We start from the raw sequence: 25,496 nt of genomic DNA, 5'->3' as shown, positions 1-25,496 counted from the left end.
TGGCGGGGGTGGGGCTGGCCCCACCCCCGTCCCCGGGATCGCCCCCTGCCGGGGACGGGTGGTGACGCCATGGCCCTGGGTGATCACGGATCCGTACGTTTTCGGTAGACGCCCAGCGGCCGCACGCGAGCCGAGCCAGGCGGCCCCCTGACCGGCCCCGCCGACCCTGACCGACAGAAACCGGAGCCCCACATGTCCCAGGCCACCGTCCTGCCCCCGGCCGCAGCGCCGTCCGTGGCGCTCCCCGTCGTCACCCCCGGGAAGCCCGGTCGCGCCAGGGGCGCCAGCGAGTTCACCCCGCTCCTGCGGACGGTCAGGGAGCAGGGCCTGCTCGAACACCGCCCCGGCTGGTACGCCCGCGGCATCGCCGTCAACCTGCTCGGCATCGCGGCCGTCGTGGCCGGCCTCGCCCTGGTCGGCCCGTCCTGGTGGGCGCTCCTCCTCGCCGTTCCCCTGGCCCTGCTGTCCGCCCGCGCCGCGTTCGTCGGCCACGACGCCGGCCACGCCCAGATCACCGCCGACCGCAGGGCGAGCCGGATCATCCAGCTCGTCCACGCCAACCTCCTCCTCGGCATGAGCCGCGAGTGGTGGAACGACAAGCACAACCGCCACCACGCCCACCCCAACCACCTCGACAAGGATCCGGACGTGGCGGCGGACATCCTCGTCTTCGCCGAACACCAGACGGCGGGCCGCACCGGCCTGCGCGGGTTCCTCACCCGCCACCAGGCCTGGCTGTTCTTCCCGCTGACGACGCTGGAGGGCATCGCGCTGAAGGTGTACGGCGTCCAGTCCCTGCTCGCGAAGGACGGCCCGTGCCGGACCCGCCGCGAACGGCTCGTCGAAGGCGGCCTGCTCCTCGCCCACTTCGCCGGCTACACGGCCCTGCTCCTCACCCTCCTCACCCCCGCCCAGGCCCTCGTCTTCGCGCTCGTCCACCAGATGGTCCTCGGCCTGCACCTCGGCATGGCGTTCGCCCCCAACCACAAGGGCATGGAGCGGCCGGACGAGCACGAGGACGGCGACAGCTGGGGCCATCTGCGCCGCCAGGTCCTCACCTCGCGCAACATCCGCGGCGGCGCCCTGACCGACTGGTTCCTCGGCGGGCTCAACTACCAGGTCGAGCACCACCTCTTCCCGAGCATGCCGCGCCCCCACCTCCGACTGGCCCAGCCCGCCGTCAAGGCCCACTGCGCCGCGCTCGGCGTCCCGTACACGGAGACGGGCTTCGTCGACTCGTACCGGCAGGCGCTCGGTCATCTGCACGAGGTGGGCGCGCCGCTCCGGGCCGAGGGCGCCGAGTAGGGTCGGTGTGCAGGGCGCGATGTGATCATCGGTCCGGGGGTGGTTCGCCGCCGCCCGGAGGCAGAGAAGGGGAGCTCGCACCATGAGCGGCGGCATCGTCACCACGGTCAGCAGCAACGGCACGTACTCGTTCACCAAGCCCAACCGGGAGGGCATCACGCTGCTCGCCGGGCTCGGCGTGGAGGGCGACGTCCACGCGGGCGTGACGGTCAAGCACCGCTCCCGCGTCGCACAGGACCCCACCCAGCCCAACCTGCGCCAGGTCCACCTCATCCACGCCGAGCTCTTCGACGACGTCGCGGGCGCCGGCTTCGAGGTCGCGCCCGGCGACCTCGGCGAGAACATCACGACCCGGGGGATCGACCTCCTCGGACTGCCCACCGGCACGCTCCTGCGGATCGGCGCCGAGGCGGTCGTCGAGGTCACCGGACTGCGCAACCCCTGCGCGCAGATCGACACCTTCCGGCACGGCCTCCTCAAGGAGGTCGTCGGCCGCGACGAGAACGGCGAGATCGTCCGGAAGGCCGGGATCATGGGCATCGTGCTGACCGGCGGGGAGGTGGGCCCCGGCGACCCGATCCGGGTCGAACTGCCGGCGGAGCCGCACCTCCCGCTGGAACGGGTCTGAGCCCTCAGGGCTGCCCGAGGTCCCCGCTCAGTCCTCCAGAGCGCAGGAGCCGACCAGGTCACCGCCCGCCGGCCGCGCGATCGTGCGGTCCGCGGGCGGAGCCGTACCCTCCTCGACCCAGCGCGTCAGCGCGTCGAACGCGGAGCGGTAGCACGGCAGGATCGGACGAAGCCGGTCCGGATAGGTGTCGTACAGGCCGTCGGTGTGCGTCCCGCCCTGCACCGTGTAGTACCGGTGCAGCCCGCCCCGCCCGCGCGCGTCGATCATCCCCGCGTACACGTCCGAGTCGGTGGCGATGGGCAGCAGGGTGTCGAGGTCGCCGTGCAGGGTGATGAGCGGCTTGCCGATCCGGCCGGTGAGCGCGACCTTCGCGACCGCGCGATGGACGGCCGCCGGCCGGGAGGCGTAGTCGTACGAGGCGTCCGAGACGCACGGTGCGAGGATCTGCTCCACCGTGCCGCCGATGGCGGGGCCCGGGCAGGCGGGGTCGTACGAGGGGTCGAACTCGGCCCGGAACATCTTCTGCGTCAGTCCCCAGTACGCTTTCTCGTGGTACGGCCACAGGAAGCGCGAGCCGGGCGCGAAGCCCGCCGCGATCAGGTCGTCGTCGGTGGCCAGGCCCTGGGACCTGGCCACCGTGACGGGCAGGCTGGTCAGGAGGTTGGGGCCGCGCGTGGTCCAGAGCACGCCCTCCCAGTCGACCCCGCCGTCGTACAGCTCGGGCCGGTTCTCCAGCTGCCAGCGCGTCAGGTAGCCGGCGTTGGAGATGCCCGTCATGTACGTGCGCCCGGGGGCCTTCCCGTATCGCTGCCGTACGGCCTTCTTGGCGGCCCGCGTCAGTTCGGTCACCCGGCGGTTCCACTCGGCGACCGCGTCGCCCGGAGCCTGCCCGTCGGTGAAGAAGTTCGGGCCGGTGTTGCCCTTGTCGGTGGCCGCGTACGCGAAGCCCTGCGCCAGGACCCGGTCCGAGATGAGCGCGTCCGTCGAGTACTGGCGCCGCGTGCCCGGCGCGCCGGTGACGACGAGCCCACCGTTCCAGTGGTCGGGCAGCCGGATCACGAACTGCGCGTCGTGCGACCAGCCGTGGGTGGCGTTGAGACGCGAGTCGTCGGGGAAGTAGCCGTCGATCTGCACGCCCGGCACCCCCGAGGGGTTACGGGTCCCCTTCGCGGCCAGACCTGCCTGGTCGGCCATGTCGGTGTACGTCGTGCCGGCCAGGCCCGCCGTCGTCAGGTCCTCCAGACACGCGGCTCGCTGGAGCTCGGCACCGGGCACATGGAGCCGGTCCTGCCGCGCGCAGTGCGCGGCGGCGCCCGTCTCGGCCCCGGCAGGGCTCGCGGGAGCGAGGACGGTGACCCCGGTCAGCAGCGCGGCGAACAGGGAGACGCCTGGGAACAGGCGCATGATGGGCCTCCGAGGGGACGATGTGACGTGTACAGCGCCACATCGTGCGGCGTGCCACCACCGCTGGACCATGGTTCGGAACCACACCCCGGGCTGCCGCCTCATGTGGGTGCCGAATGGGCGCCGATCATCGGGCGGGCACTCGCTACGCTGCGGGGATGGAGATTCCCACGACGGACGAGATCCGCGCGCTGCACCTGAAGTACGCGCCCGACGAAGCGGCCTTCGAGCGCGTCTTCACCCACTGCGAGATCGTGTGGCAGGTGGCTCAGCAGCTGCTTGCGCGCGCGGACCACGGCGTCGACCCGGAGCTCGTGCGTGCGGGATGCCTCCTCCACGACATCGGCGTCTACCGCCTGTACGACGCCGAGGGACGGCGCGACGACCGGAGCTACCTCCTGCACGGGATGCTCGGCCACGACCTCCTCGCGGCCGAAGGGCTTCCGGAGGTGCTGTGCCGCTTCTGCTCGTGCCACACGGGCGTCGGCCTGACCAAGGAGGACGTCCTCAAGCAGGGCCTGCCGCTGCCCCCGGCCGACTACGTGGCGGTCACACCGGAGGAGCGCCTCGTGATGTACGCGGACAAGTTCCACAGCAAGAGCACGCCGCCGAGGTTCGTGTCCCCGGAGACGTACACGGTGGCCGTGGGCCGGTTCGGCGAGGACAAGGTCGCGGCGTTCGGGACGCTGCGGACCGTGTTCGGCGACCCCGAGCTCGACGGTCTCGCGACCGCGTACGGGCACGCCGTGACCTGACGGGCCGGCGGCGTACGCCACGCCCCCTGACCTGACGGGCCACACGCGCCCGCGTACCCGCTCAGGACGGGCGTACGGCCATCCCGGCGAGTCCGTCGAGGAGTGCGGCCAGCTGCGGGGTCCTGGGCACCGGCAGCACCTCGCGGGGCACCTCGTCGAGGAGCACGAAGGCCATGTCGTCGGACCGGGCCGCCAGCGACCAGCCGGGGCCGTCCGCGCGCAGCGTGCACGGGCCGTCCTTCGGATCGGCGTCGGCCCGGACCCGCCCGATCGGCGGCGCCTCCTCCAGGTAGCCGCGGAGTTCCGCGATGGCATGCCTGACCCCGTCGTACGGGTCGGGGTGCGGGTCGTGTGCAGCGGGCGCCTCATCGCCTTCCGAGGCCTGGACTGCGGGCGCCGCGGTGCCGTCCGACCCCGACGGGTCGTCGGACGCTTCGTGGGCATCCGCTCCCGGCCGCCCGGCGGACAATTCGTCGTGATCCGCTCCCGGCCGGTCGGCGGAAGCTTCCTCGTCGTCCGCCCGGGACCGCCAGGCGGCCCACTGGAGCGCCACCTCGTCGGCGCCGAGACGACGCTGGGCCGGTCCCCACTCCGTGCCGGAGGGCGGGACAAGCGGGTCGGGGTCGCCCTCCTGCGGCTCCGGGTCGTGCGGAGCCGGCACGCCGGGGGCGCGGCTGGCCAGGTCGAGCGGCCACCCCGGCAGGCCGGTCACCACCGAACGCTCGTCGGGCGACAGGTCGTACGCCATGCCGCAGTCCCAGGAGGAGATGGCGACCGCGACGAGCGACACGTCGTCGACGACCACCGTCCACCGCGCGCCGAGCCCGTCCTGGCCGAAGACGAGCCCGTACCCCTCCGCGTACGGCTGGAGCCCCAGCGCGGCGCAGGCCGCCGGGTAGTCGTCCCCGAGCACGCTCGGGAAGCGTTCGGGCGTCAGCAGCGCCGCGGTCAGCACGAACAACGCGTCCGCGTCGCCTTCGGCCCCTGCCTCGGCGATCGGGTCCGTCCCAGCCACGGCAGCCTCCCCATCCGGTCGTCGGCGCACCTTAACCAGTGAGTAACCCGCGCGTCGAGGGGCTCCGCCACGGAACCTCGCCCTCTCTGGTCCGCCGGTCAGGCGTCTCCCACGGGCCGGCGCGGGGCCTCGGCGCGCAGACCGAGCAGCGAGCGGGCGACGGCGCCCGGTGTCTCGTTCCGCTCCCGGGCGAGGGTGAGGACGGCCCTGCAGGCCAGTTCGTTGACGCCGAAGGTGAGCATGCCGGGCGAGACCCAGCTCGCGGCCTCCTCCGCCCGGGCCGGGTCGTCCTCGGCGCACGCCGCCACGTACACGGCCGCCGCTTCGAAGAGGTTGTGCCCCTGCCGGGCGCGCGGCGGCGCCGGCGCGGCGGCCGAGGGCGCCCGCCGTGCGGAGGGGAGGAGTCTGCGCAGTCTTTCCGGTACTCGTGCCACGGCCCGCCGCCTCTCCCGGGCACGATTGCCCGGCATGTCCACGGTAGACAGTGAAGTGCCGTGACAGAAGGGCGCGTTGGCATCCGAGATCCGGGAGCGGCGTCCGGGCCCGGGAGGTCACTCAGGGACGGGCGGCGGGTCCGTGCGCAGGAGCGGCAGGTTCTTGCGGACGGCCGCGGCCCACGAGCCGTCGGAGACCATCCGGGCGAGCGCCGTCCGGACCGTCTCCCGCAGCGGGCTGCCCTTGGCGAGACCGACGCCGTACCGCTCCTCGGTGAGGCCGAGGCCGGCGAGCCTGAACCGGCCCTCGTACCCTTCCTGCGCGGCGTAACCGGCGAGCAGCGAGTCATCGGTGGTGACGGCGTCGACGTTGCCCGCGTCCAAGGAGTCGATGCACCGCGCGTACGTGTCGTACGTCACCAGCTGCGCCTGCGGGGCGATCGTCCGGAGGGTGAGCGCCGACGTGGAACCCGTGGCCGAGCACACCCGCAGCCCGTTCAGATGGCCGGCACGTCGACGGACGTGTCGGCCGCCGGCAACAGGACGTCCTGATGGGCCACGAGATACGGGCCCGCGAAGTCGACCTGCTGCTTCCGCTTCTCGTTGATCGTGTACGTGGCCACGACGAGGTCGACGTCGCCGTTGCCCAGGACCGACTCACGGGTCGAGCTCGACGTCTGCTTCCACGTGATGTCCCCCGGATCGTGGCCGAGCGCACGTGCCACATACGTCGCAACGTCGACGTCCAGGCCCGAGAACGTGCCGTCCGGCTTCTTCCAGCCGAGGCCCGGCTGATCGAACTTGATCCCGATGGTGATCCCGGCGGTACCGCCCGTCGCGGGCGCGCCCGACCCGCCCGTCGACGGCGCGCCGGAGGACGGGCTGTGGCTGCCACCCTTGCCGGCGGTCCCGTCGTCGTCGCCCTCGCCGCCCTTCCCGGCGAACGGGTTCCAGACGAGCACACCGCTCAGCGCCGCGACGACGGCCAACCCCGCGTACAACGCGCGGCGCTGCTTCCGGGGCGGCGCTTGGGGCGGGGGTCGTAGCGGCGGCGGGGGCTGTAGCGGTGGTGCGAGGTGGTATGAAGTGGCCGGTGGGGCCTTGGTGTCGGTGTTGGTGTCGGTGTCCTCGGTTTCGGTTTCGGTGTCGGCCTGAGCTTGGGCTTGGCTTTGGGGCTGGGGCTGGGGCTGGGGCTGGGGCTGGGGCTGGGCTTTGGCTCGGGTCTGGGTCTGGGTCTGGGGCTTGGAGCCTGTCTCCGCCTCGGATTCGGATTCGGCTTCGGCCAGCATCCGGTCCAGCTCCTCGCCGTCCGGTCGGGCAGCCGGATCCCGTACGAGCACCGCCGTCAGGGTCCGCGTCAGCGGTCCGGCGCGGCGGGGCGGGGGTACATCCTCGCCGAGTACGGCGGCGAGGGTGGCCAGCGTGTTGGCGCGGCGCAGCGGATGGTGGCCTTCCACGGCGACGTACAGCGTCATCGCGAGCGACCACAGGTCGGCGGGCGGGCCGCCCTCCTCGCCGGAGACGCGCTCGGGGGCCATGTAGTCGGGCGTGCCGATGATCGAGCCGGCGGCGGTGAGGGCGGTGGCCCCGTGGATGGCGGCGATCCCGAAGTCGGTGAGGACGGGCACGCCGTCCGGTCCCAGCAGGACGTTCGCGGGCTTGATGTCCCGGTGCTGGATGCCCGCCACGTGAGCGGCCCGTAGTCCCGCGAGGATGCCGCGCCCCAGCGTGGCGGTCTCGCCGGGCGTGAGGTCGCCACGGTCGAGCCGGTCCTGGAGGGAGCCGCCGGCGACCAGTTCCATGACGAGCCAGGGGTACGTGGCTTCGCCGCCGTCGACGATGTGATGGATGGTCACCACCTGAGGGTGCGCCACGCGGGCGAGTGCCCTGGCCTCGCGCAGGACCCGGATGCGGAGTTCACGGGCGCCCTCGGGGTCGTACTCGGCGAGCGCCGGGTCGGGCGGACGCACCTCCTTGAGGGCCACCTCACGATGGAGCATCAGGTCGCGGGCCCTCCACACGGTGCCCATGCCGCCACCGCCGAGCCGTGCCACCAGCTCGAACCGACCGTCCACCACCCGTGCCACGCACCGCTCCCTCACCCCGACACGGCCCCCGGCGGGCACGTGCAGAGCCCCCGCCGAGTCGGACCGCCGACCCGTCCGACTCTGCCACATCCGGCCGGAGCGGTGGGAGTTGACGCGGCACCCCGCGGCACCCCGCGGCACCCCGTCGCGCCCCGCCGCGCCTGCCGGACCACCGGCACCGCCGGCGGCCCGGACACAGGTGGATCCGCTGGTGCCCTCCAGCGCCGGGGCCTGCTCAGGCCTCTCGTACGGCCAGTGCCAGGTAGCGCGCGTCCTCGTCGACGTAGCTGACGAGCCGCCAGCCGGCTTCGGCCAGTACCGGGCGGAGCTGCGGCTCGGCACGCAGGTCGTCCGGCGTGATCTGTCGGCCGTGACGGGCTGCGAGGGCGGCTCGGCCGATCGGGTGGAAGAGCGCCAGTCGGCCGCCGGGGCGGACGACGCGGGCCAGTTCGCGCAGGTCGGCGACCGGGTCGGCCAGGTGGGAGACGAGCCCGGCGCCGAACACGGCGTCCAGGGCGCCGTCGCGCACCGGGAGTCGGCCGACGTCCGCGAGTAGCAGGGTCGCGGTCCCGTCCGTGCCGCCGTGCCCGCTCTCGTCGCTCACCGCGTTCGGGCCGCCGCGACCGGCCAGGACGGCCTGTGCGAGCATCTCGGGGGTGAGGTCGGCGCCGAGTACGGTGCCGGTGGGGCCGACGGCGGCGCGGAGCGGCGGGAGCGCCCGGCCGGTCCCGCAGCCGGCGTCGAGCACGGCGTCCCCGGGGTGCAGGCCCAGCTCTTGCACGGCGGCGGCGTACGCGGGTCCGTCATCGGGGAACCGGCTGTCCCAGTCGGCCGCCCGGGCGCCGAAGAACTCTCGTACGTGTGTGGGGTCATCGCTCATGCGCTCATGATCGCGCACTCGGAGGGGTGAACGTTCTGAGTACACGTTCGAGCTCGGCGTGATCGTTCGGGACCATCTCTCTGTCATATTCCATCAGCTTTCGAAATGCGCCCCTGGTGCGCCCCCTGATGCGCACTAGCGTCCCGGAGCCATGGGACACCTGGACCACGCCACCTTCGGCTGGCTGACACCCGCGCTGTCGTACGCGATGGCCTGCATCGGCGCCGCCCTCGGGCTGCGCTGCACCGTACGGGCGCTCGACGCGACCGGACGATCACGGCGTAACTGGCTGCTCACCGCCGCCTCCGCGATCGGCACCGGTATCTGGACGATGCACTTCGTCGCGATGCTCGGCTTCGGCGTCACCGGTACCGACATCCGGTACGACGTGCCGCTCACCATCCTCAGCCTCGTCATCGCGATGGCCGTCGTCGGCGTCGGGGTGTTCGCCGTCGGCTACGGACAGGACCGGGTCCGCTCGCTCCTGATCGGCGGACTGACCACGGGCATCGGCGTGGCGAGCATGCACTACATGGGCATGGCCGCCCTCCGGCTCCACGGCCGGGTCACGTACGACCCCGTCCTCGTCGCCCTCTCGGTCCTGATCGCGGTCGTCGCCGCCACCGCGGCACTGTGGGCGGCCCTCAACATCCACGCGCCGGCCGCGGTCGCCGTCGCCTCGCTCGTGATGGGCGCCGCCGTCAGCAGCATGCACTACACGGGGATGTTCGCGGTGGGGGTCGAGGTCGTCCCCTCCGCCGAGGTCCTCCCCGGGGCCACGGTCATGCAGTTCATCTTCCCGCTCGCCGTCGGCCTCGGCTCGTACCTCTTCATCACCTCCGCCTTCGTGGCCCTGTCCCCGACGGCCAGGGAGCGCGCCGCGTACGCCTCCGCCGGGCGCCTGACCGAACCGGACGAGCGCGCTGTGGACGTCGCACCGCCCGGTTTCCGCACCGCCGAACCCGCCCGCACCCCCACGAACTGACCCGCACCCGCGACCGGAACTCACTCCCACTCCCACCGCCACCGGAGCTCACCCCCACCGCCACCCCACCCCCACCCAGCCCCCACACCGCTTCACCAGCGCGCACGACCCACCGCACCAGAGCACGAAGCAGCCGGAACGAGGAGGCCATGCGAACTCCCCGCAAGACCAAGGGCGCCGAGGCCGCACCGCCTCCGGCCGCCGCACGCGGGCGGCGCGCACACGCCGGGCCGCCCGCCGACGAGCCGGGTCCGCACACCCCGGAGGCCGCCCCGACCACCGGCCGCACATCCGCCAACGGACCCTCCGCCAAGGCACCGGCCACGCCGCCCGCCCCGCCCGCCGACCCGGCCGGGCCGCACGACGGCGCGCGTTCCGACTCCGCCGCGAGTTCCGCGACGAGGGGCCCCGCCTCGGCGAGCGTCACCTCCGGTGGCCCCGCCTTCGGTGGCACCTCCGGCACGACCGGTCCCCAGGGTGTCGAGGGGCGGCACGTGCGCCATGGCCTGCGACCCCGCACGGTCCGCGCCAAGATCGTGTCGCTCCTGATGGTCCCCGTCGTGTCGCTCCTCGCCCTGTGGGGATTCGCCACCGTCACCACCGCACAGGACGTCGTCGAACTGCGGCGGCTCCAACGCGTCGACGCCGAGATCCGCGAGCCCGTGTGGGTCGCCCTCGCCGCTCTCCAGGACGAACGGCGCGCCGCCGTACGGCAGGTCGCGGCACCCGCCGCCACCAGGGCCGCCGAGCTCAAGGACCGGATCCGCCGTACGGACGAGGCCGTGGACCGGCTCCGCCTGGACGACACCCACACCGTCGGCGACACCGGGGACCTGCCCGACGAGGTCGCCGGCCGGGTCGGCGCCTTCGTCGGCAAGGTCGAGGGCCTCGCCAAGCTCCGTACCGCCGCGGCCGACGGCCGGGCCGACTGGGACCAGGTGTACGACGAGTACACCGACGCCGTCTCCGCCGCCTTCGCCGTCGGCGGCGCCCTCGCCGGCATCCAGGACGGCGGGCAGGGGTCGGACGCGCGCGTACTCCTCGAATTCGGCAGGGCCGGCGAGATGCTCTCCCGCGAGGACGCCCTCCTCACCTCCGCCCATCTCACCGGCCGACTCACCGACGACCGGCTCCGCGCCTTCTCCGGCGCCGTCGACATCCGGCGCACCCTCATCGCCTCGACCACCGCCGACCTGCCCGCCGACGCCCGCGCCGAATGGGCCGAGCTCGCCACCGGTGGCGACCACACCCGGCTGACCCGGGCCGAGGACCGCGTCGGCGACGCGAGCCCCGGCCGCCCGGCGGCCCAGGCGGTCACGTCGGCCGACTGGGACGACACCCTCACCGCCGTGCGCCGCGGACTCACCGCGATCGAGACCGACGCCCGCACCGCGGCGGCCGACCGAGCCGACCCGTTCGGCGGCGGTGCCCTCAGCGCGGGCGGCGCCGCCGTCGTCCTCGGCCTCGCCGCCGTCGCCGCCTCCCTCGTCATCTCCGTCCGGATCGGCCGTGGCCTCGTCGTCGAGCTCGTGAGCCTCCGCAACACCGCCCTCGGCATCGCCCGGCGCAAACTCCCCTCCGCCATGCGCCGACTGCGCGCGGGCGAGGACATCGACGTCCAGGCGGAGGCCCCGCCGGGGCCCGTCTCCCAGGACGAGATCGGCCAGGTCGGAGAGGCCCTCACCACCGTTCACCGCGCGGCGCTCTCCGCCGCCGTCGAACGCGCCGAACTCGCCAGCGGCATCTCGGGTGTCTTCGTCAACCTCGCCCGGCGCAGCCAGGTCCTCGTCCACCGCCAGCTCAACCTCCTGGACAGCATGGAGCGGCGTGCCGACGATCCCAACGAGCTCGGGGACCTCTTCCGCCTCGACCACCTCACCACGCGCATGCGGCGCCACGCCGAGAGTCTGATCATCCTCTCCGGCGCCGCACCGGGCCGGGCCTGGCGCATGCCCGTCCCTCTGACCAACGTCGTCCGGGCCGCCGTCTCCGAAATCGAGGACTACGCGCGCGTGGAGGTGCGCAGACTGCCCGAGACGGCCGTAGTCGGCGGAGCCGTAGCCGACCTCACCCACCTCCTGGCCGAACTCATCGAGAACGCCGCACAGTTCTCCCCGCCCCACACCAAGGTGCGCGTCAGCGGCGAACCCGTCGGCAACGGATACGCCCTGGAGATCGAGGACCGGGGGCTCGGCATGGGCAAGGAGACGCTCGCCGAGGCCAACGACCGCATCGGCCAGTCCGAGGCGCTCGACCTCTTCGACAGCGACCGCCTCGGCCTCTTCGTCGTCAGCAGGCTCTCCGCCCGCCACGACATCAAGGTCAACCTCAGGACCTCCCCGTACGGCGGCACCACGGCCGTCGTCCTGCTCCCGACCGACCTGCTCCAGGGCGCACTCCCGCCGGGCCGCGGCACACCGGCGGCCGACCACGGCCCCGACGGCCCGCACACCGGAGCCGCACCCGCCGCACACGCCGCACACAGTGCGGACCCGCGGACGCCTGGCTCCGGCGCGGCGGGCCGCGCCGCCGGTGGCCCGAGGACGGACGCCGCGCGCACCGCGCGGGAACGCGACGAGGCACAGCGCGCCGAGGCCCGCCGCTTCGGCCGACCACCGGGACCGCGTACGCCGGCGCAGGCCGGGCCGCCCACCCCGGCCGCCCCCGCGCTCGAGCCCGGTGCGCCGATGCGGCCCGTCGGACCCCCCGTGGGCCCCGTCGTGGCACCGCGCCGGAGTGACCCGCGGCCACCGACCGGTACACGGCCCGGGAGCACACCCCCCGTAGCGGACGGATCCCGGCCGCCGTCCCCGCCGCAGGCCGTGCCGTCGTCCCGCCCGCAGCCGTTGCCGCGCCCGACCGCCGTGCCCGCGCTGGCCGCGGGGCCGGACACCGGCAACCCGCCCGCCGGGGTCACCGCGCTGCGCCCCCGGGGCGCCGCCGTACCGCCACCGGCGGGGGAGCGCCCACCCGGTGCACCGGCCGGCGCGGCCGGTCCTGCCGGACGCGACGCCCACGACGACCCCGGGGCCGAACTGCCCCGTCGGGTACGCCAGGCGAGCCTGGTCCCGCAGCTGCGCGAGGCGCCCGCGCCGGAGCCCGTCGCCGTACCGACCGCCGCGGCGGACCCCCGCACGCCGGAACTGGTCAGGGACCGGATGGCGGCCTACCAGGACGGATGGCAGCGGGGCGGCGGCGCCGTACCCGGCAGCCGGCGTCCCCTCGGGACCGGCATCGGCGGCGAGCCGGGTACCGGATCCGCCCCGGGGACCGGCGCGGACCCCCGCACGACTCCCGGGCAGCACACCGACCCGTACACGAGCACGGCCCCGCGCGCGTACCCGGGCCAAGCCGCGAGCCCGCACCCGGCTCCATCCCGGGCTCCGTCTCAGGACGCGTCCCAGGGACCTTCCCCGAACACGGACTTCGGCACCGTTCACCGACTCGGCCACGGCCATGGCACGGCACCCCTCGACGACCCCCGCACCGAAGGAGACGACGCATGATCGACCACGAGAGGATCTCGCACCACCGCTCCGGCGAGCTCGACTGGCTCCTCGACGACCTCGTCATGCGGGTCCGCGAGGTCCGCCACACCGTGGTGCTCTCCAACGACGGCCTCGCCGTCGGCGCGTCCAGTGGGCTCAGCCGCGAGGACGCCGAGCACCTGGCCGCCATCGCCTCCGGCTTCCACAGCCTCGCGAAGGGCGCGGGCCGCCAGTTCCACACCGGCGGGGTCCGCCAGACGATGGTCGAGATGGACGACGGCTTCCTCTTCGTCGCCGCCGCGGGGGACGGCTCCTGCCTCGCCGTCCTGAGCTCCGCGAACGCCGACATCGGGCTCATCGCGTACGAGATGGCCCGCCTCGTCAAACGCGTCGGCGAGCACCTCCACACCCCGCCGCGGCTCACGATGACACCGCCGGCCGTCGGCTGACCCGGAGAAATCCCATGAACGAGGACAGCACCGGCGGTGGTCCATACGTGCCGGGCAGTCAGTGGTACGACGCCGACGCCGGACCACTCGTCCGTCCGTACGCGATGACCGGCGGCCGCACCAAGCCGGGGCCCAGCAACGTACGGTTCGACCTCATCGCCCTCGTCGTCGTGGACGACGACCCGCCGGGACCGGCGGACGAGGCCCTCCTCGGGCCCGAGCACCGGTCCCTTCTCGCTCTCTGCCGGGCCGAGACCCAGTCGGTGGCCGAACTCGCCGCCGACGCCGACCTCCCCGTCGGCGTCGTCCGGGTCCTCCTCGGCGACCTCCTCGAATCGGGCTTCGTACGCGTCAGCAGGCCCGTACCGCCCGCACAGCTCCCTGACGAAAGAATCCTGAGGGAAGTAATCGATGGCCTACGAGCGCTCTGAGAGAACCGGCGCGGACGACGAGACGGACACCTCCGCCCTCGCCCTGAAGATCCTCGTCGCCGGCGGGTTCGGCGTGGGCAAGACCACCCTCGTCGGCGCGGTCAGCGAGATACGGCCCCTGCGCACCGAGGAACAGCTCAGCCGCGCCGGGCAGACGGTCGACGACACCGGGGGCGTCGACCAGAAGACCACCACGACCGTCGCCATGGACTTCGGCCGTATCACGATCCGCTCCGGGCTCTCCCTCTACCTCTTCGGGACGCCCGGCCAGGACCGGTTCTGGTTCCTCTGGGACGAACTGTCGCAGGGCGCCCTGGGAGCCGTCGTCCTCGCCGACACCCGCCGCCTCGAGGACTGCTTCCCGGCGGTCGACTACTTCGAGCACCGGAAAATACCGTTCGTCGTCGCCGTCAACTGCTTCACGGGCGCGCGTACGTACGGCGCGGCCGACGTCTCCCTCGCGCTCGACCTCGACCGCGGCACACCCGTCGTGCTGTGCGACGCGCGCGACCGCGATTCGGGCAAGGAAGTGCTCATCCGGCTCGTCGAGTACGCGGGCCGGATGCACACCGCGAGACTCCTGGACAGCGTCGGCTGACCCCCGGCCGTACGCCCGGACGGCACGCGCGGGCGTGGTGGGTGCTTGCCCTGTTCACGACAGTGCGTAAGGCTTGCGGCGATACGGCGGACCACGGAGGCGTGGGGACCACGGGAATCCGGGTCGACGGGGGACGCACCACCCAGGGGGAGGAACACTGATGGCATTGGACAAGGGCCTGGACTGGCTCCTCGACGACCTGACCCAGCGGGTCGGGTACATACGGCACGCGCTGGTGCTGTCCAACGACGGTCTGGTGACCGGTGCGAGCAGCGGGCTCGTACGAGAGGACGCCGAGCACCTGGCGGCCGTCTCCTCCGGCCTGCACAGCCTCGCCCGGGGCTCGGGCCGGCACTTCAGGGCAGGGCGGGCCCGGCAGACGATGGTCGAGTTCGACGAGGCGCTGCTCTTCGTGACGGCGGCGGGCGAGGGCAGCTGCCTGTGCGTCCTGAGCGCGGCGGAGGCGGACGTCGGTCAGGTGGCTTACGAGATGACCCTGCTGGTGAACCGCGTCGGCGAGCACCTCGGAGTGGCGGCCCGACAGCCCGGCATGCCGGGCGACGTGCTCTGACCTCGGGGCGGTGAACGCCGCCACTCCTCCCGGTCCGGCGCCGTGCGCGAGTGGTCGACCGTGGGGGCGCTCTCCACGGGGCGGTTGTCCACAGGGCGTTGTCCACAGGTCGTGCAGATGTCGTCACTCTGCGTTACGTTCTCGTTGTGGGTCCGACGGATCCGCGGCACGGAGAGAACAGCGACGCACGGGGGAGGCCACACGATGACGGTGGACGAAGGGACGCGCACGGTCACACCGGCGCGGGCCGCACAGGAACTGGAACTGAGGCGCGACGAGTTCCGGCTCGCGGTCCAGCTCGGTCTGGTGAGGACGGTACCGACGGGCGAGGGCGGGCGGAGGCGTGTCGAGCGGGGCGAACTCGACCGCCTCAGAGGAGCCCCCGACTTCCCCGCCGGCCTGCGCGACCGCGTGCGCACGGTCGGCACGGGGGAGGCGGCGGCCCTTCTGTCGATCACCCCGGAACGCTTCACCAGGCTGGCCCGCACGGGGCACCTGAGCCCCGTGCGGTTCACACTGAACCGCTACCGCGCCGTGGTGTGGACGTACCTCGCAGAGGAAGTCACCGACTTCGGCCACCGATGGCCGGCCCTGCTCGCCGGGCGACTTCCGCTCGACCTCCGCGAACGCCTCGCCGCACACGAGGACCGGCGGCCCAGGAACTGGCGGGCCCGTCGCATCGGTCTCCTCCTCCGCGCCACGGACGACCCGTGGGCCCGCGCCGCCGCCATCGCGTCCCTCCTCGACCCCGTCCAGCTGGCCGAAGTCGTCGACGACCCCTACGAGCGCGCCCACCTTGACCGGCTGCGTCCACCACCGCCGTCCGGGATGCCCGTGGCCGCCGCCGCACACGACGTCGCCGAGCGACTCACGCGCGCGGCCGAGCCGGACGAGATCCTCTGGCACCGGATGAGCCTGGCCCTGGCCCTGGACGAAGCGCGCGCCCGGCGGTCGGCGCCGTATCCCGGAGAGGTCCCCTCCGCCTCCGATGCCGTCATCGGCGTTACCGCCACCGCCATCGCCGCCACCGCTGTGACCCCGGGCCGCGCGGTGATCCCGGCTCCGGCCGCCGCCTCGGCGACCGCCTTGACCCCGGGCACGACCTTGACCTCGGTCACCAGCTCGACACCGGTCACGACCTCGACCCCGGTCACGGCTTTGACCCCGATCGGGTCTTGGACCTCGGCTTCCGCCCAGGCCCCGGCCCCGGCCCCGGCCCAGGCCCCGGCCCAGGCCCCGGCCCCGGCCCCGGCCCAGGCCCCGGCCCCGGCGTCGGGATCCGCTTTGAGTTCGGCTTCGACCGAGTCCGGGGCGCGAGTGGCCGCGTCGGCCGACGGGTGGACCGGTGCTCTCACGCCCGGGCTGATGGTCCGGCGGGTGCGGAGAGCGGACCCTGGTGACGCCACGGGGATTCTGTCGATGCCTCCCCTTCCCCCTGCGCCACCCGGCGTCGCGCCGCAAGCACCTCGGCACGGCGCGCTGCCGGAGCCGATTTCGCCGGTTCCGCCGGTTCCGGCGGTACGGGACCGGCCCCCCGGTCGTCCGGCGCGGGCCGGGCTTCTCGATCGGCTGCGCCGTAGGAGGGGGACCGGTGGCGGGCGGACCCGCCGAGGGAGGCGGTCGGTGAACTGGCCCTGAGTGGGTGGCCGGGGTGCGGCCGGGGCGGGGTGTGGGGAGGATGAGCCCATGCTGCTGGCCCAAGTCGCGGAGGTGTCCCGGGAGGTCGCTGCGGCCTCGGCGCGCTCCCGCAAGATCGGTCTGCTCGCCGAGCTGTTCGCGGAGGCCGGGCCCGAGGAGAGTCCGCTCGTCATCGCGTACTTGTCGGGCCGGCTCCCGCAGGGGCGGATCGGCGTCGGTTGGAGCGTGCTCAAGGACGTCGTCCCGCCGGCGGTTCCTCCTGCCGATCGGCCGGGACTCACTCTTGACCGAGTGGACGCCGCGATGACGGAACTGGCTGCCGTCTCCGGTGCCGGGTCCAAGGCCGAGCGGGCCCGGCTCGTCCACGCGCTCTTCGCCGCCGCGACCCGCGACGAACAGGAGCTCCTGGTGCGGCTGCTCACCGGGGAGGTGCGGCAAGGAGCCCTGGACGCCATCGCGCTGGAGGGCGTCGCCAAGGCCGCCACCGTGCCCGCCGCCGAGCTGCGGCGCGCGGTGATGCTCGAAGGGTCGCTGCCACCGGTCGCCCAGGCGGTGCTCGCCGAGGGGACCGCCGCCCTCGACCGGTTCACGCTGCGGGTCGGCGGCCCCGTGCAGCCCATGCTCGCCCACACGGCGGGCTCGGTGAGCGAGGCGGTCGCGGCCCTGGGGCCGTGCGCCGTGGAGGAGAAGCTCGACGGGTTCCGCATCCAGGTCCACCGTCGCGGCGACGACGTCCGCGTTCACACCCGCTCGCTCGACGACATCACCGACCGTCTTCCCGAGGTGGTCGCGGCCGTCCGGGCCGTGCCGGCGGACGGGTTCATCCTGGACGGCGAGGTCATCGCGCTCGACCCGGACACCGGGCGCCCCGTCTCCTTCCAGACCACCGCGTCCCGCGTCGGCTCCAGGACGGACGTGGCGGGCGCGCACGCCGCGGTGCCGCTGACGCCCGTCTTCTTCGACGTCCTCGCGGTGGACGGCGAAGGCCTGATCGACCGCCCCGGTCGGGAACGGCACGAGGTGCTCGCCCGACTGCTCCCGGCGTTCCACCGGGTGCGCCGCACCGTCGTCACCGACCCGGCCGACCCGGCGCAGATCGAGGCGGCCGAGAGGTTCTTCGCCGACACGCTGGCACGTGGACACGAAGGCGTTCTCGTCAAGGCCCTGGAGGCGCCCTACATCGCCGGTCGCCGTGGACGTACGTGGCTGAAGGTGAAGCCCGTCCACACGGTCGACCTCGTCGTCCTGGCCGTCGAGCGCGGCCACGGGCGCAGGACGGGGCTGCTGTCGAACCTCCACCTCGGCGCGCGCACCTCCGAAGGCGGGTTCGTCATGCTCGGCAAGACGTTCAAGGGACTCACCGACGAGATGCTGCGCTGGCAGACCGAGCACCTCGGCGGACTCGCCGAGTCGGACGACGGGTTCACGGTGCGGGTGCGGCCCGAACTCGTCGTGGAGATCGCCTACGACGGCCTCCAGCGATCGACCCGCTACCCGGCCGGCGTTACCCTCCGCTTCGCCCGCGTCGTACGCCACCGGCCCGACAAACCGGCCGCCGAGGCCGACACCGTCGACACGATCACCGGCCGGGACTGACCGAGCGGAGCGGGCCTCGCGGGACCGCGTTCCGCGAGGGATGCTGGAGACGTGGCACGACGAGCGCCCGCGTACGACGACCACGTGGCACCACGAGCGACCGGCGGGCCGCGAGGAGATGAGCGACGTGTACGACTTGCACATCGACACCGACGTCACCGTGCAGCTGTGCGACTGCAGCCGGGAGGACGCCCAGACCGTCTTCGACGTCCTCGACAGCGTCTATGAGCTGGAGGACACGGCCACCCCGAATCCGCAGACGGCCACGGGACCCGCGCCCACCGTCTGGACGGCCACCTTCGACACGGCCGGCGGCCGCCACCAGGAGGTCGCTCCCACCCAGCTGACCTCTCTGGTCGGTGCCACACTCACCGGTGGGTACCGCGCCGTCGACGAAGTCCAGAAGGTGCTCGCCACGGGCTTCGACATCCAGTCCTCGCAGGCCGTCTCCGGCGACCAGGAGACCGAGGCCCGCCTGCTGCTCGCCTCCCGCTGAGCGGGCGGCACGAGACACCCCGGACGGAGCGGACGGGCCCCGCCCGGGGTTCACGTGTGCCGGTGTGCCGGTGTGCCCGTGTGCCCGTGTGTCTGTGAGTCCGTTCGTCTGCTCTCCCGTTCGCTCGTAGGGTCACGCGCCCATGCGGTCCATGCGTTCCGGGCCCATGCCCCCGCGCTCGTGCCCCCCGCCCCCGTACCGACGCATCCGTGTGTGCGTGCTGCCGCGCTCGCCTGACCCCGCCGATCTTTCCGGTATACACCGTGTGTAGAGTTCTCGGCGGTCGAGAGCGCCGCCCTGACCAGGCGGTTGTCACGGCTGTACCTAAGCCACTACGGGGAAAGCGGGATCCACCATGTTCCGATCCAGGACGGCCCGACGCGGGGGAACGGCCACCGCCCTGCTCGCCGCCGCGGCGCTGATGCTGACGCTCGGCGGTTGCGGAGTCGACACGGTCACGCCGCAGGATGCCCGGGACGACGCGGGAACGGACGGCAAGGCGGGTTCGACCGCCCGCCGCGTCGACTGCGCCAAGGTCAAGTGCATCGCTCTCACCTTCGACGCGGGGCCCGGCGAGGACACCCCCAAGCTCCTCGACATCCTCAAGGAGAAGCAGGTCCCGGCCACCTTCTTCCTGCTCGGCAACAAGCACGTCAACCGCTACCCCGAGGTGGTCAAGCGGATCGCGGACGAGGGGCACGAGGTCGCCAACCACACCTGGAGCCACCGGATCCTGACCGACCTCGACGCCGCCGAGGTGCGCGACGAGCTGTCGCGCACCCAGGACGCCGTCGAGAAGATCACCGGCCGCAAGCCCACGCTCATGCGCCCGCCGCAGGGCAGGACCGACGACACGGTGTCCGAGGTCAGCCGGGAACTCGGGCTCGCGCAGGTCCTCTGGAGCATCACGGCCAAGGACTACTCCACCACCGACTCGGCCCTCATACGCAAGCGCGTCCTGGAGCAGGCCCACGGAGACGGGATCATCCTCCTCCACGACATATACGACGGAACGGTCCCGGCCGTCCCCTCGATCATCGACGAGCTCAAGCTGCGCGGCTTCACCTTCGTGACGGTGCCGGAGCTCATCGCCCCCGGGAAGGCCGAGCCGGGCGCCGTCTACCGTCCCGAGAAGGACTGAGCGCACCGGCCGAAACGGGGGTGAGGTGACTCACATCGCCCCACCCCGGACCTCTCGGAACAATCGGGAGCGGTCGACCGTTCATACGTATGTGACTGCGAAGGGGCCCGGTCCCCAAGGTCCCCCCCAGAGGTGACCGCTCTTCTACGTCACGGCGATCGGCCCCGGTTGGAATCCCCCGTCCAACCGGGGCTTTGTCGTTCCCGGACGCCGTGCGCACGGCACGCCGACGGCGCCCTGGGGGCGCGCACCCCGGCGCGTTCGACTCGTTCGAGTGACCCTCGGCATGGTGGCCGAGCCCCCGGGAAGTGATCACCCCGGGCAGCCTGACGATCACCCTCGGGCCGCTCCGACCAGGGACGATCGAAGGGGGACACCATGCTTCGCACGACCGGCCGCGCCCGCCGCGCCGTGGTCACCGCCGCCGCCTCGCTGATGCTCTCCGGTTGCACCGTCGTCGGGCCGGGAGGGGCGGGGCCCCCGGGGGTTCCGGTCACCCGGGCCGCGCAGGACGAACTGCTCAGGTCCGCCGAGCACCGCCTCGCCGTCGACTGCCTGCGCGGCCGGGGGATCACCCTCTCGGCCAGGCCCCGCGCGCCGGACGAGGACCGTGTGCTGCAAGCGGCGCTCTTCGGCGCAGGCCCGCGCGAACTCTCCGTCACCCTCACCACGGGCGCCACCGTCACCGCCCACGAGGACGGCTGCCTCGCCACCGCCAGGCAGCGGCTCTACGGCGACCAGCGGCGCTGGTTCCGTGCCCAGGTCACCGTCGACAACCTCCGCGCCGAGGCCCAGGCCCGTATGCGCACCGACCCCGCCCACCGTGCGGCGCTCGCCCGCTGGACCCGGTGCGCGACCCCGCCCGATCGTCCCCGGCCCGCCCGTCCCGACCCGGCCGTCGCCGCCCGTTGCGGCCGCGAGAGCGGACTCGACGAGGTGCGGAAGCGGCTGGAGGCCGCCGAGCTGGCCGAGCTGCGCACCTTGCACCGGGACGAACTCACCGCATACCGGCAGCTGCGCGACCGCGCACTGCGTCGGGCAGCCGAACTGCCCGTGTCCGGATCACCCGTAGAAAGGTCCCACCACTCGTGAAGCGACTTCTCGCCCTCGCCGCCGCCGCGCTCCTGGCCACCACCGCCGGCCTCGCCCTCGCCGGCTCCGCAGGGGCGGCCGAATGCCCCAGCGGAGAGTTCTGCGTCTGGCAGGACGCGAACTTCGGCGGCCAGCGCGCCAACTGGAGCGGAGACGACGGCTGGTGGGAGAGCTGGATCTCCGACACCGACTCCTCGTGGGCCAACCACGGCATCTCGGGCCCCGGCATCAAGGACCACGTAAAGGTCTACGACAGCGCGTGGCAGGGCGGCAGCATGACCATCTGTCTCGCCCCCGGGCAGGAGGTCGGCTACAACGGCGCGGCCAACGACCGCGGCGACTCCCACATCTGGTCCACCGGCTGCTGACCGGCACCGGTCATGCCCGGACGGACACGGGCCAGGAGCCCCGTGTCCGTCCGGGCCCCGTGCGACGAAGGCGCATCCGGCGGGTCAGCTCCGGGCGAGGGGGCCCGCCGGGTGACGCAGGACGGAGGTGAGCATGAGTCCGGCGCCGCGGACGACGCTGGTCGCCGGGTCGTTCGCCAGCCGGAGGCGGGCCCGGAGGAGGTGGGCCAGGCGGGCGGTCGCGTCCAGGCGGAGGGCGCCGCCGCCTGTCACCAGGACGCCGCGGCGCAGCGCCTCGCGGACCGCGCCCGTGCTGTCGTGGCGCCACAGGTCGCTCACCATGTCGGCGGCCGTGCCGGCGATCTCGCCGGGTACGCGGCCCGACTCCGGCACGTCGTCGACCCCCGCCTCGGCGAGCCGGGCGTCCTGGACCAGGCCGTCCACGACGAGGGTGACCTCGGTCAGCTGGGCGCCCAGGTCGACGACGAGGAGCGGGCCGCCGCCGGGCGGTGCCGCGTACGCCGCCGCGGCGCGGGCGCTGTCCACGGCGATCACCCGTACGGCACCGAGGTCGTCCGCCAGGCGGCGCGTCGCTTCCCGCTCCTGGGGGCCGGCGAGCACCGGGTGGGTGAGCATCACGACGGTGTCGTGGGCGCTGTCGCCAGGGGTCGAAGCGGTCAGCCGGCGGAGCAGTCGGAGCTGGGATGCGGAGTCGGTGACGCGGCCGCGCCGCACCGGACCGCTCGGCACGTCCGCGAAGACGCCCGCGCCCGGTGCCCAGGCGCGGGTGCGGGAGCTGCCGATGTCGAGGGCGATCCCCCGCACCGGCCGCCCCGTGCCGCCGACTGCTGATCCGAACGATCCCATCGCTTCCGTCCATTCGCTGCGGACCCGCTGATTGCGAGGCCGATTCGGGCCTCACTATGCAGTATCCGCAGCGGAAGTGCTATGGCGCACAGGGATCGAAGGTTACGTGGTGTGGTGCGGTCAGCTCTCGGTGCCGAGCCACAGGTCGGGACCGAACACCTCGTAGTGGATGTCGGCCGCCGGGATGCCGCCGCCGAGGAGGTCGCCGCGGACCGCGCGCAGGAACGGCAGGGGTCCGCACAGGTACGCGGTCGTGCCCGCCGGCAGGTCGAGCGTCGTGACGTCCGCGCGGCCCGGGTGGGCGCCGGAGTCGCCCGGCTCCTCGTACCAGAGGTGCAGCGTGCCCTGGGGGAGCGCGCCGACCAGGCGTCGCAGCTCGTCGGCGTGCGCGTGGGACGCGGGGGAGCGGTCGGCGTGCACGACCGCGACCGGGCGGGTCGAACCGGTGGCCGCGAGGTGGTCGAGCATCGCGAGCATCGGCGTGCTGCCGATGCCGGCGGAGGCGAGCAGCAACGGGCTCTGGTCCTCGGGCAGCACGAGGTCGCCGAACGGGGCCGACACCTCCACGCTGTCCCCCGCGCGGGTGTGGGCGTGCAGCCAGGAGGAGACCTCGCCCGCCGGGTCGCCGTCGACCCGCTTCACGGTGATCCGCCACTGCGGGCGCCCCGGCGCCGCGGACAGGCTGTACTGGCGGATCTGCCGGGCGCCGTCGGGCAGTGCGACGCGGACGCTGACGTACTGGCCGGGCCGGAATGAGGCCGTGGGGGTGCCGTCGGCGTGCCGCAGGGTGAAGGAGACCGTGTCGTCCGTCTCCTCGTGGCGCTCGGCGATCTCCATCGTCCGCCAGACCTCGCCCTCGGGCACGCCCGACTCCTGGTAGAGGCGGGCCTCCACAGCGATGAGCGCGTTAGCCATCAGCCAGTACACCTCGTCCCAGGCCTGGGCGACCTCCGGGGTGACGGCGTCGCCGAGCACCTCGACGATCGCGGCGAAGAGGTGCTCGTGAACGACCTTGTACTGCGCGGAGGTAACGCCGAGCGAGGCGTGCTTGTGGGCGATCCGGGCCAGCATGGTGTCGGGGCGGCTGTCCGGGTTCTCCAGCAGGGCGACGGCGAAGGCGGCTATGGAGCCGGCGAGAGCCTGCCGCTGCTCGCCGTTGGCCTGGTTGCCCCGGTTGAACAGGTCGCGCAGGAGTTCGGGGTGGGCGGCGAAGAGACGCCCGTAGAACCGCTCGGTGATCTGGTCGAGCGCACCGCCGACGGCGGGCAGGGTGGCGCGGACGACCGGGACGGCCTGCTCGGACAGCATGGGAACCTCAATCTGGTAGATGATCTGCGTATTTAAGGGTGTGCGGGGTCGAGTGGTGCCCGAGGGCGCCACGGTTCAGGAAGTGGGGCGTGGAGAGAGGGTGAGCAGCAGTGGACCCGTCGGCGAGGTCACGAGCTCGGCCACGGTCAGCGGGTCGAGCGCGCGGTAGAACGCCTCCTGGGCCTCGCGCAGCGCCCCGCGCAGCCGGCACGCGGTGCGCAGCGGACACGGCGGATCACCCTCGCAGGCGACGACTTCCTCGTCGCCCTCCAGGGTGCGGGTCAGCCACCCCACCGAGGAACGCCGGCCCAGCTCCGTCAGAGCCAGGCCGCCCCCGCGCCCGCGGCGCGCCTCGACCACGCCGAGGTGCTGGAGCCGGGTGACCACCTTCGCCATGTGGGCGTAGGGCACGTCCATCGACTCCGCCACCTCGCGGGTGGTAACGGACTCCTCCGGTGCGGTGACCGCCAGGCGCATCACGGCACGGAGCGCCAGGTCGGTGAACTTCGTCAGCCTCACGGTCTGACCGTATCAAAGAGGTATCCGGGTTACGTATTAAGGGGTGGCTTCATGTCGCCGCTTCCGGCGCCGCCACAGCCACCAGCCCCCGGTGAACAGGCAGCTGGACGTCAGCACGATCCCGAACACCGGCCACCGCCCGCCCGCGATCCGGAGGTCCGCGGTGACGACGACGAACACCGCGACGGCGGGCAGGATCACGGAAGCCAGGGCACGCAGCAGGGCCACACCCATGGCCGGGTCGACCCGGACGGCGCGCGGGGCACGGAGGTCGACGGCGCCGACGTAGAAGAGGGTGGCCCGGTCCATCAGCCGTGTGGTGGCCCGCCAGTACGAGACGGCCAGGTACGGCAGCCAGACGAGGGGCGCCACCAAGCCGACGAGGAAGACACCGACCACGAGCGCGTACTGCGCCACCCGGACGAACCACCGAGCGGTGCCCGAGTCCGGCGTCATCAGCCCGAGGAGCCGCGCCATCCTCATCACCAGGTACCACAGCGCGGCCCACCGTTTCGGACCGCGTCGTCCCGGCCGCCCCGCGTCGCCCGGCGTGACGCTGAGCGCGGCGCGGGCCGTCACGGTGTCGTCGTACACGCCCTGGAGGACGAGCAGTTCCGCCGCCCGCTCCGGATCCGCGGCGTCCCGCCCCTCGGCGGCGGCGAGTTCGAGGATCGTCCGCACCTGGGACAGCAGGGCCCCGCAGAACGCGACGGGGATGAACAGGATGAACGGACCGCCGACGAAAGCCCCTTCGGCGGTCACCCTCCGACGCCCACGCGCCACGATCAGGGTTCTCAGCGCCGCCGCGTCGGCGTCGGGGTGAGCGGCCCGCAGGCGCTCGACGGTGCGTCCCGCGCCCGGACCCAGATGACGCAGGGCGAAGGAGGCCAGAGCCTCCGGAAGCCTGCCCGGCTCCGCCGCGACCTCCCGCAGCAGGGAGCCCGCGAGCCCGGCGTCCGGCGCCGCCCCAGCCGCCTTCCGCACCTCAGCCCGCCCTTCTTCCGTCGGGTCAGGCCAGGACCTTCGCCTTCGCCTTGTCGAACTCCTCGGGCGTGATGGCGCCCTTCTCCTTCAGCTCCGCCAGCCGCGCCAGCTCGTCGGTGGCGCTGCCGCCGCCCGGCGACGACCCCGCCGTCTTGCGGATGTAGTCCTGGAAGGCGGCTTCGCTGTCCTTGGCCTGCTTGACGTCCCGCTGCCCCATGCTCTTGCCGCGGGCGATCACGTACACCAGCACGCCGAGGTACGGGAGCAGGATGCAGAAGATCAGCCAGCCCGCCTTGCCCCAGCCGTGGAGTGAATCGTCACGGAAGATGTCGGTGATCACCTTGAACAGCAGGAAGAGCCACATGATCCAGAGGAAGAACCACAGCATGGTCCAGAAGACGTTGAGGAGGGGGTAGTCGTCCATTCCTGCACACTCCGTTCCCGCCCGGCCGGGGAAGGCCTGGCGTTGGAGTGAGTC

26 protein-coding genes are annotated in these 25,496 nt (G+C 73.3%); 15 read left to right on the top strand and 11 right to left on the bottom strand.

Annotated elements, in window-relative coordinates; translation table 11 throughout:
* Nucleotides 1-192: 192 nt before the first annotated feature.
* Nucleotides 193-1,305, top strand: a complete 1,113-nt coding sequence (locus tag MRBLMG1_RS13230; protein ID WP_367823900.1) for a fatty acid desaturase family protein — start codon at nucleotides 193-195, stop codon at nucleotides 1,303-1,305.
* Between the two features lie 82 nt (nucleotides 1,306-1,387).
* Entirely contained in the window at nucleotides 1,388-1,933 is a 546-nt protein-coding gene (locus MRBLMG1_RS13225) for an MOSC domain-containing protein (RefSeq protein ID WP_367823898.1), read from the top strand.
* 27 nt (nucleotides 1,934-1,960) lie between these two features.
* Here the strand turns inward: MRBLMG1_RS13225 and MRBLMG1_RS13220 are convergent, their stop codons facing one another.
* The gene (locus MRBLMG1_RS13220) at nucleotides 1,961-3,337 is read right to left on the bottom strand and encodes a tannase/feruloyl esterase family alpha/beta hydrolase (RefSeq protein ID WP_367823896.1); all 1,377 of its coding nucleotides are present in this window, start codon (nucleotides 3,335-3,337) and stop codon (nucleotides 1,961-1,963) included.
* A 158-nt stretch (nucleotides 3,338-3,495) separates the two neighbouring features.
* On the opposite strand from MRBLMG1_RS13220, the gene MRBLMG1_RS13215 reads away from it, so the two are divergent.
* The gene (locus MRBLMG1_RS13215) at nucleotides 3,496-4,092 is read left to right on the top strand and encodes an HD domain-containing protein (protein ID WP_367823894.1); all 597 of its coding nucleotides are present in this window, start codon (nucleotides 3,496-3,498) and stop codon (nucleotides 4,090-4,092) included.
* A 61-nt stretch (nucleotides 4,093-4,153) separates the two neighbouring features.
* On the opposite strand, the gene MRBLMG1_RS13210 is transcribed toward MRBLMG1_RS13215, so the two are convergent.
* The 5 genes from MRBLMG1_RS13210 to MRBLMG1_RS13190 form a co-directional block, all read right to left on the bottom strand.
* The gene (locus MRBLMG1_RS13210; protein WP_367823892.1) at nucleotides 4,154-5,107 is read right to left on the bottom strand and encodes a hypothetical protein; all 954 of its coding nucleotides are present in this window, start codon (nucleotides 5,105-5,107) and stop codon (nucleotides 4,154-4,156) included.
* A gap of 98 nt (nucleotides 5,108-5,205) precedes the next feature.
* Nucleotides 5,206-5,541, bottom strand: coding sequence for a hypothetical protein (locus MRBLMG1_RS13205; RefSeq protein WP_367823891.1), 336 nt, complete (start codon nucleotides 5,539-5,541; stop codon nucleotides 5,206-5,208).
* Between the two features lie 117 nt (nucleotides 5,542-5,658).
* Nucleotides 5,659-6,027: a hypothetical protein gene (locus MRBLMG1_RS37310; RefSeq protein WP_414721574.1), complete on the bottom strand. Its 369-nt coding sequence runs from the start codon at nucleotides 6,025-6,027 to the stop codon at nucleotides 5,659-5,661.
* Nucleotides 6,028-6,038: 11 nt separating this feature from the next.
* Nucleotides 6,039-7,628: a serine/threonine-protein kinase gene (locus MRBLMG1_RS13195; RefSeq protein ID WP_414721573.1), complete on the bottom strand. Its 1,590-nt coding sequence runs from the start codon at nucleotides 7,626-7,628 to the stop codon at nucleotides 6,039-6,041.
* 235 nt (nucleotides 7,629-7,863) lie between these two features.
* Nucleotides 7,864-8,508: a class I SAM-dependent methyltransferase gene (locus MRBLMG1_RS13190; protein WP_367823890.1), complete on the bottom strand. Its 645-nt coding sequence runs from the start codon at nucleotides 8,506-8,508 to the stop codon at nucleotides 7,864-7,866.
* 151 nt (nucleotides 8,509-8,659) lie between these two features.
* Here MRBLMG1_RS13190 and MRBLMG1_RS13185 point away from each other — a divergent pair, with 151 nt between their 5' ends.
* From MRBLMG1_RS13185 to MRBLMG1_RS13130, 12 genes are all read left to right on the top strand, one after another.
* Nucleotides 8,660-9,493 (top strand): MHYT domain-containing protein, encoded by an 834-nt coding sequence (locus MRBLMG1_RS13185; RefSeq protein ID WP_367823889.1) that lies wholly within the window; start codon nucleotides 8,660-8,662, stop codon nucleotides 9,491-9,493.
* A 149-nt stretch (nucleotides 9,494-9,642) separates the two neighbouring features.
* Entirely contained in the window at nucleotides 9,643-12,999 is a 3,357-nt protein-coding gene (locus MRBLMG1_RS13180; RefSeq protein ID WP_414721572.1) for a nitrate- and nitrite sensing domain-containing protein, read from the top strand.
* Nucleotides 12,996-13,430: a roadblock/LC7 domain-containing protein gene (locus MRBLMG1_RS13175; protein WP_367823888.1), complete on the top strand. Its 435-nt coding sequence runs from the start codon at nucleotides 12,996-12,998 to the stop codon at nucleotides 13,428-13,430. Before MRBLMG1_RS13180 ends, MRBLMG1_RS13175 begins: the two co-directional genes overlap by 4 nt.
* 14 nt (nucleotides 13,431-13,444) lie before the next feature.
* Nucleotides 13,445-13,861, top strand: coding sequence for a DUF742 domain-containing protein (locus MRBLMG1_RS13170; protein ID WP_367823887.1), 417 nt, complete (start codon nucleotides 13,445-13,447; stop codon nucleotides 13,859-13,861).
* A complete protein-coding gene (locus MRBLMG1_RS13165; protein WP_367823886.1) occupies nucleotides 13,842-14,459 on the top strand; it encodes a GTP-binding protein in 618 nt (205 codons plus the stop codon). Before MRBLMG1_RS13170 ends, MRBLMG1_RS13165 begins: the two co-directional genes overlap by 20 nt.
* Nucleotides 14,460-14,619: 160 nt before the next feature.
* Nucleotides 14,620-15,030 (top strand): roadblock/LC7 domain-containing protein, encoded by a 411-nt coding sequence (locus MRBLMG1_RS13160; RefSeq protein ID WP_367823885.1) that lies wholly within the window; start codon nucleotides 14,620-14,622, stop codon nucleotides 15,028-15,030.
* Between the two features lie 204 nt (nucleotides 15,031-15,234).
* On the top strand, nucleotides 15,235-16,668 hold the full coding sequence (locus MRBLMG1_RS13155; protein ID WP_367823884.1) for a DUF6397 family protein: 1,434 nt from the start codon (nucleotides 15,235-15,237) through the stop codon (nucleotides 16,666-16,668).
* A gap of 48 nt (nucleotides 16,669-16,716) precedes the next feature.
* The gene (locus MRBLMG1_RS13150) at nucleotides 16,717-18,264 is read left to right on the top strand and encodes an ATP-dependent DNA ligase (RefSeq protein ID WP_367823882.1); all 1,548 of its coding nucleotides are present in this window, start codon (nucleotides 16,717-16,719) and stop codon (nucleotides 18,262-18,264) included.
* Nucleotides 18,265-18,304: 40 nt separating this feature from the next.
* Nucleotides 18,305-18,760: a hypothetical protein gene (locus MRBLMG1_RS13145; RefSeq protein WP_367823880.1), complete on the top strand. Its 456-nt coding sequence runs from the start codon at nucleotides 18,305-18,307 to the stop codon at nucleotides 18,758-18,760.
* Between the two features lie 355 nt (nucleotides 18,761-19,115).
* Nucleotides 19,116-19,901, top strand: coding sequence for a polysaccharide deacetylase family protein (locus MRBLMG1_RS13140; protein WP_367823878.1), 786 nt, complete (start codon nucleotides 19,116-19,118; stop codon nucleotides 19,899-19,901).
* A gap of 378 nt (nucleotides 19,902-20,279) precedes the next feature.
* The gene (locus MRBLMG1_RS13135; protein WP_367823877.1) at nucleotides 20,280-20,993 is read left to right on the top strand and encodes a hypothetical protein; all 714 of its coding nucleotides are present in this window, start codon (nucleotides 20,280-20,282) and stop codon (nucleotides 20,991-20,993) included.
* Nucleotides 20,990-21,361, top strand: coding sequence for a peptidase inhibitor family I36 protein (locus MRBLMG1_RS13130; RefSeq protein WP_367823876.1), 372 nt, complete (start codon nucleotides 20,990-20,992; stop codon nucleotides 21,359-21,361). Before MRBLMG1_RS13135 ends, MRBLMG1_RS13130 begins: the two co-directional genes overlap by 4 nt.
* 84 nt (nucleotides 21,362-21,445) lie before the next feature.
* On the opposite strand, the gene MRBLMG1_RS13125 is transcribed toward MRBLMG1_RS13130, so the two are convergent.
* From MRBLMG1_RS13125 to MRBLMG1_RS13105, 5 genes are all read right to left on the bottom strand, one after another.
* Nucleotides 21,446-22,207, bottom strand: coding sequence for a rod shape-determining protein MreC (locus MRBLMG1_RS13125; protein WP_367823874.1), 762 nt, complete (start codon nucleotides 22,205-22,207; stop codon nucleotides 21,446-21,448).
* A gap of 120 nt (nucleotides 22,208-22,327) precedes the next feature.
* Nucleotides 22,328-23,515 (bottom strand): globin domain-containing protein, encoded by a 1,188-nt coding sequence (locus MRBLMG1_RS13120; protein ID WP_367823872.1) that lies wholly within the window; start codon nucleotides 23,513-23,515, stop codon nucleotides 22,328-22,330.
* Nucleotides 23,516-23,590: 75 nt separating this feature from the next.
* On the bottom strand, nucleotides 23,591-24,034 hold the full coding sequence (locus MRBLMG1_RS13115) for an RrF2 family transcriptional regulator (protein WP_367823871.1): 444 nt from the start codon (nucleotides 24,032-24,034) through the stop codon (nucleotides 23,591-23,593).
* 36 nt (nucleotides 24,035-24,070) lie between these two features.
* A complete protein-coding gene (locus MRBLMG1_RS13110) occupies nucleotides 24,071-25,018 on the bottom strand; it encodes a hypothetical protein (RefSeq protein WP_367823869.1) in 948 nt (315 codons plus the stop codon).
* Between the two features lie 25 nt (nucleotides 25,019-25,043).
* Nucleotides 25,044-25,442, bottom strand: coding sequence for an SHOCT domain-containing protein (locus MRBLMG1_RS13105; protein ID WP_367823868.1), 399 nt, complete (start codon nucleotides 25,440-25,442; stop codon nucleotides 25,044-25,046).
* Nucleotides 25,443-25,496: the final 54 nt, after the last annotated feature.

The organism is Streptomyces sp. LMG1-1-1.1 (genome assembly GCF_040815545.1).
GTDB lineage: Bacteria > Actinomycetota > Actinomycetes > Streptomycetales > Streptomycetaceae > Streptomyces.
The sequence above is the reverse complement of the archived record's forward strand: the minus strand, read 5'-3'. Positions and strand labels throughout refer to the sequence as shown.

Excerpts from the sequence above, each read along its gene's own strand:
- MRBLMG1_RS13230 (WP_367823900.1), top strand. The coding sequence starts at position 193 with ATGTCCCAGGCCACCGTCCTGCCCCCGGCCGCAGCGCCGTCCGTGGCG.
- MRBLMG1_RS13225 (WP_367823898.1), top strand. The coding sequence starts at position 1,388 with ATGAGCGGCGGCATCGTCACCACGGTCAGCAGCAACGGCACGTACTCG.
- MRBLMG1_RS13220 (WP_367823896.1), bottom strand. The coding sequence starts at position 3,337 with ATGCGCCTGTTCCCAGGCGTCTCCCTGTTCGCCGCGCTGCTGACCGGG.
- MRBLMG1_RS13215 (WP_367823894.1), top strand. The coding sequence starts at position 3,496 with ATGGAGATTCCCACGACGGACGAGATCCGCGCGCTGCACCTGAAGTAC.
- MRBLMG1_RS13190 (WP_367823890.1), bottom strand. The coding sequence starts at position 8,508 with ATGAGCGATGACCCCACACACGTACGAGAGTTCTTCGGCGCCCGGGCG.
- MRBLMG1_RS13185 (WP_367823889.1), top strand. The coding sequence starts at position 8,660 with ATGGGACACCTGGACCACGCCACCTTCGGCTGGCTGACACCCGCGCTG.
- MRBLMG1_RS13180 (WP_414721572.1), top strand. The coding sequence starts at position 9,643 with ATGCGAACTCCCCGCAAGACCAAGGGCGCCGAGGCCGCACCGCCTCCG.
- MRBLMG1_RS13175 (WP_367823888.1), top strand. The coding sequence starts at position 12,996 with ATGATCGACCACGAGAGGATCTCGCACCACCGCTCCGGCGAGCTCGAC.
- MRBLMG1_RS13170 (WP_367823887.1), top strand. The coding sequence starts at position 13,445 with ATGAACGAGGACAGCACCGGCGGTGGTCCATACGTGCCGGGCAGTCAG.
- MRBLMG1_RS13165 (WP_367823886.1), top strand. The coding sequence starts at position 13,842 with ATGGCCTACGAGCGCTCTGAGAGAACCGGCGCGGACGACGAGACGGAC.
- MRBLMG1_RS13160 (WP_367823885.1), top strand. The coding sequence starts at position 14,620 with ATGGCATTGGACAAGGGCCTGGACTGGCTCCTCGACGACCTGACCCAG.
- MRBLMG1_RS13155 (WP_367823884.1), top strand. The coding sequence starts at position 15,235 with ATGACGGTGGACGAAGGGACGCGCACGGTCACACCGGCGCGGGCCGCA.
- MRBLMG1_RS13150 (WP_367823882.1), top strand. The coding sequence starts at position 16,717 with ATGCTGCTGGCCCAAGTCGCGGAGGTGTCCCGGGAGGTCGCTGCGGCC.
- MRBLMG1_RS13145 (WP_367823880.1), top strand. The coding sequence starts at position 18,305 with ATGCTGGAGACGTGGCACGACGAGCGCCCGCGTACGACGACCACGTGG.
- MRBLMG1_RS13140 (WP_367823878.1), top strand. The coding sequence starts at position 19,116 with ATGTTCCGATCCAGGACGGCCCGACGCGGGGGAACGGCCACCGCCCTG.
- MRBLMG1_RS13135 (WP_367823877.1), top strand. The coding sequence starts at position 20,280 with ATGCTTCGCACGACCGGCCGCGCCCGCCGCGCCGTGGTCACCGCCGCC.
- MRBLMG1_RS13125 (WP_367823874.1), bottom strand. The coding sequence starts at position 22,207 with ATGGGATCGTTCGGATCAGCAGTCGGCGGCACGGGGCGGCCGGTGCGG.
- MRBLMG1_RS13120 (WP_367823872.1), bottom strand. The coding sequence starts at position 23,515 with ATGCTGTCCGAGCAGGCCGTCCCGGTCGTCCGCGCCACCCTGCCCGCC.
- MRBLMG1_RS13105 (WP_367823868.1), bottom strand. The coding sequence starts at position 25,442 with ATGGACGACTACCCCCTCCTCAACGTCTTCTGGACCATGCTGTGGTTC.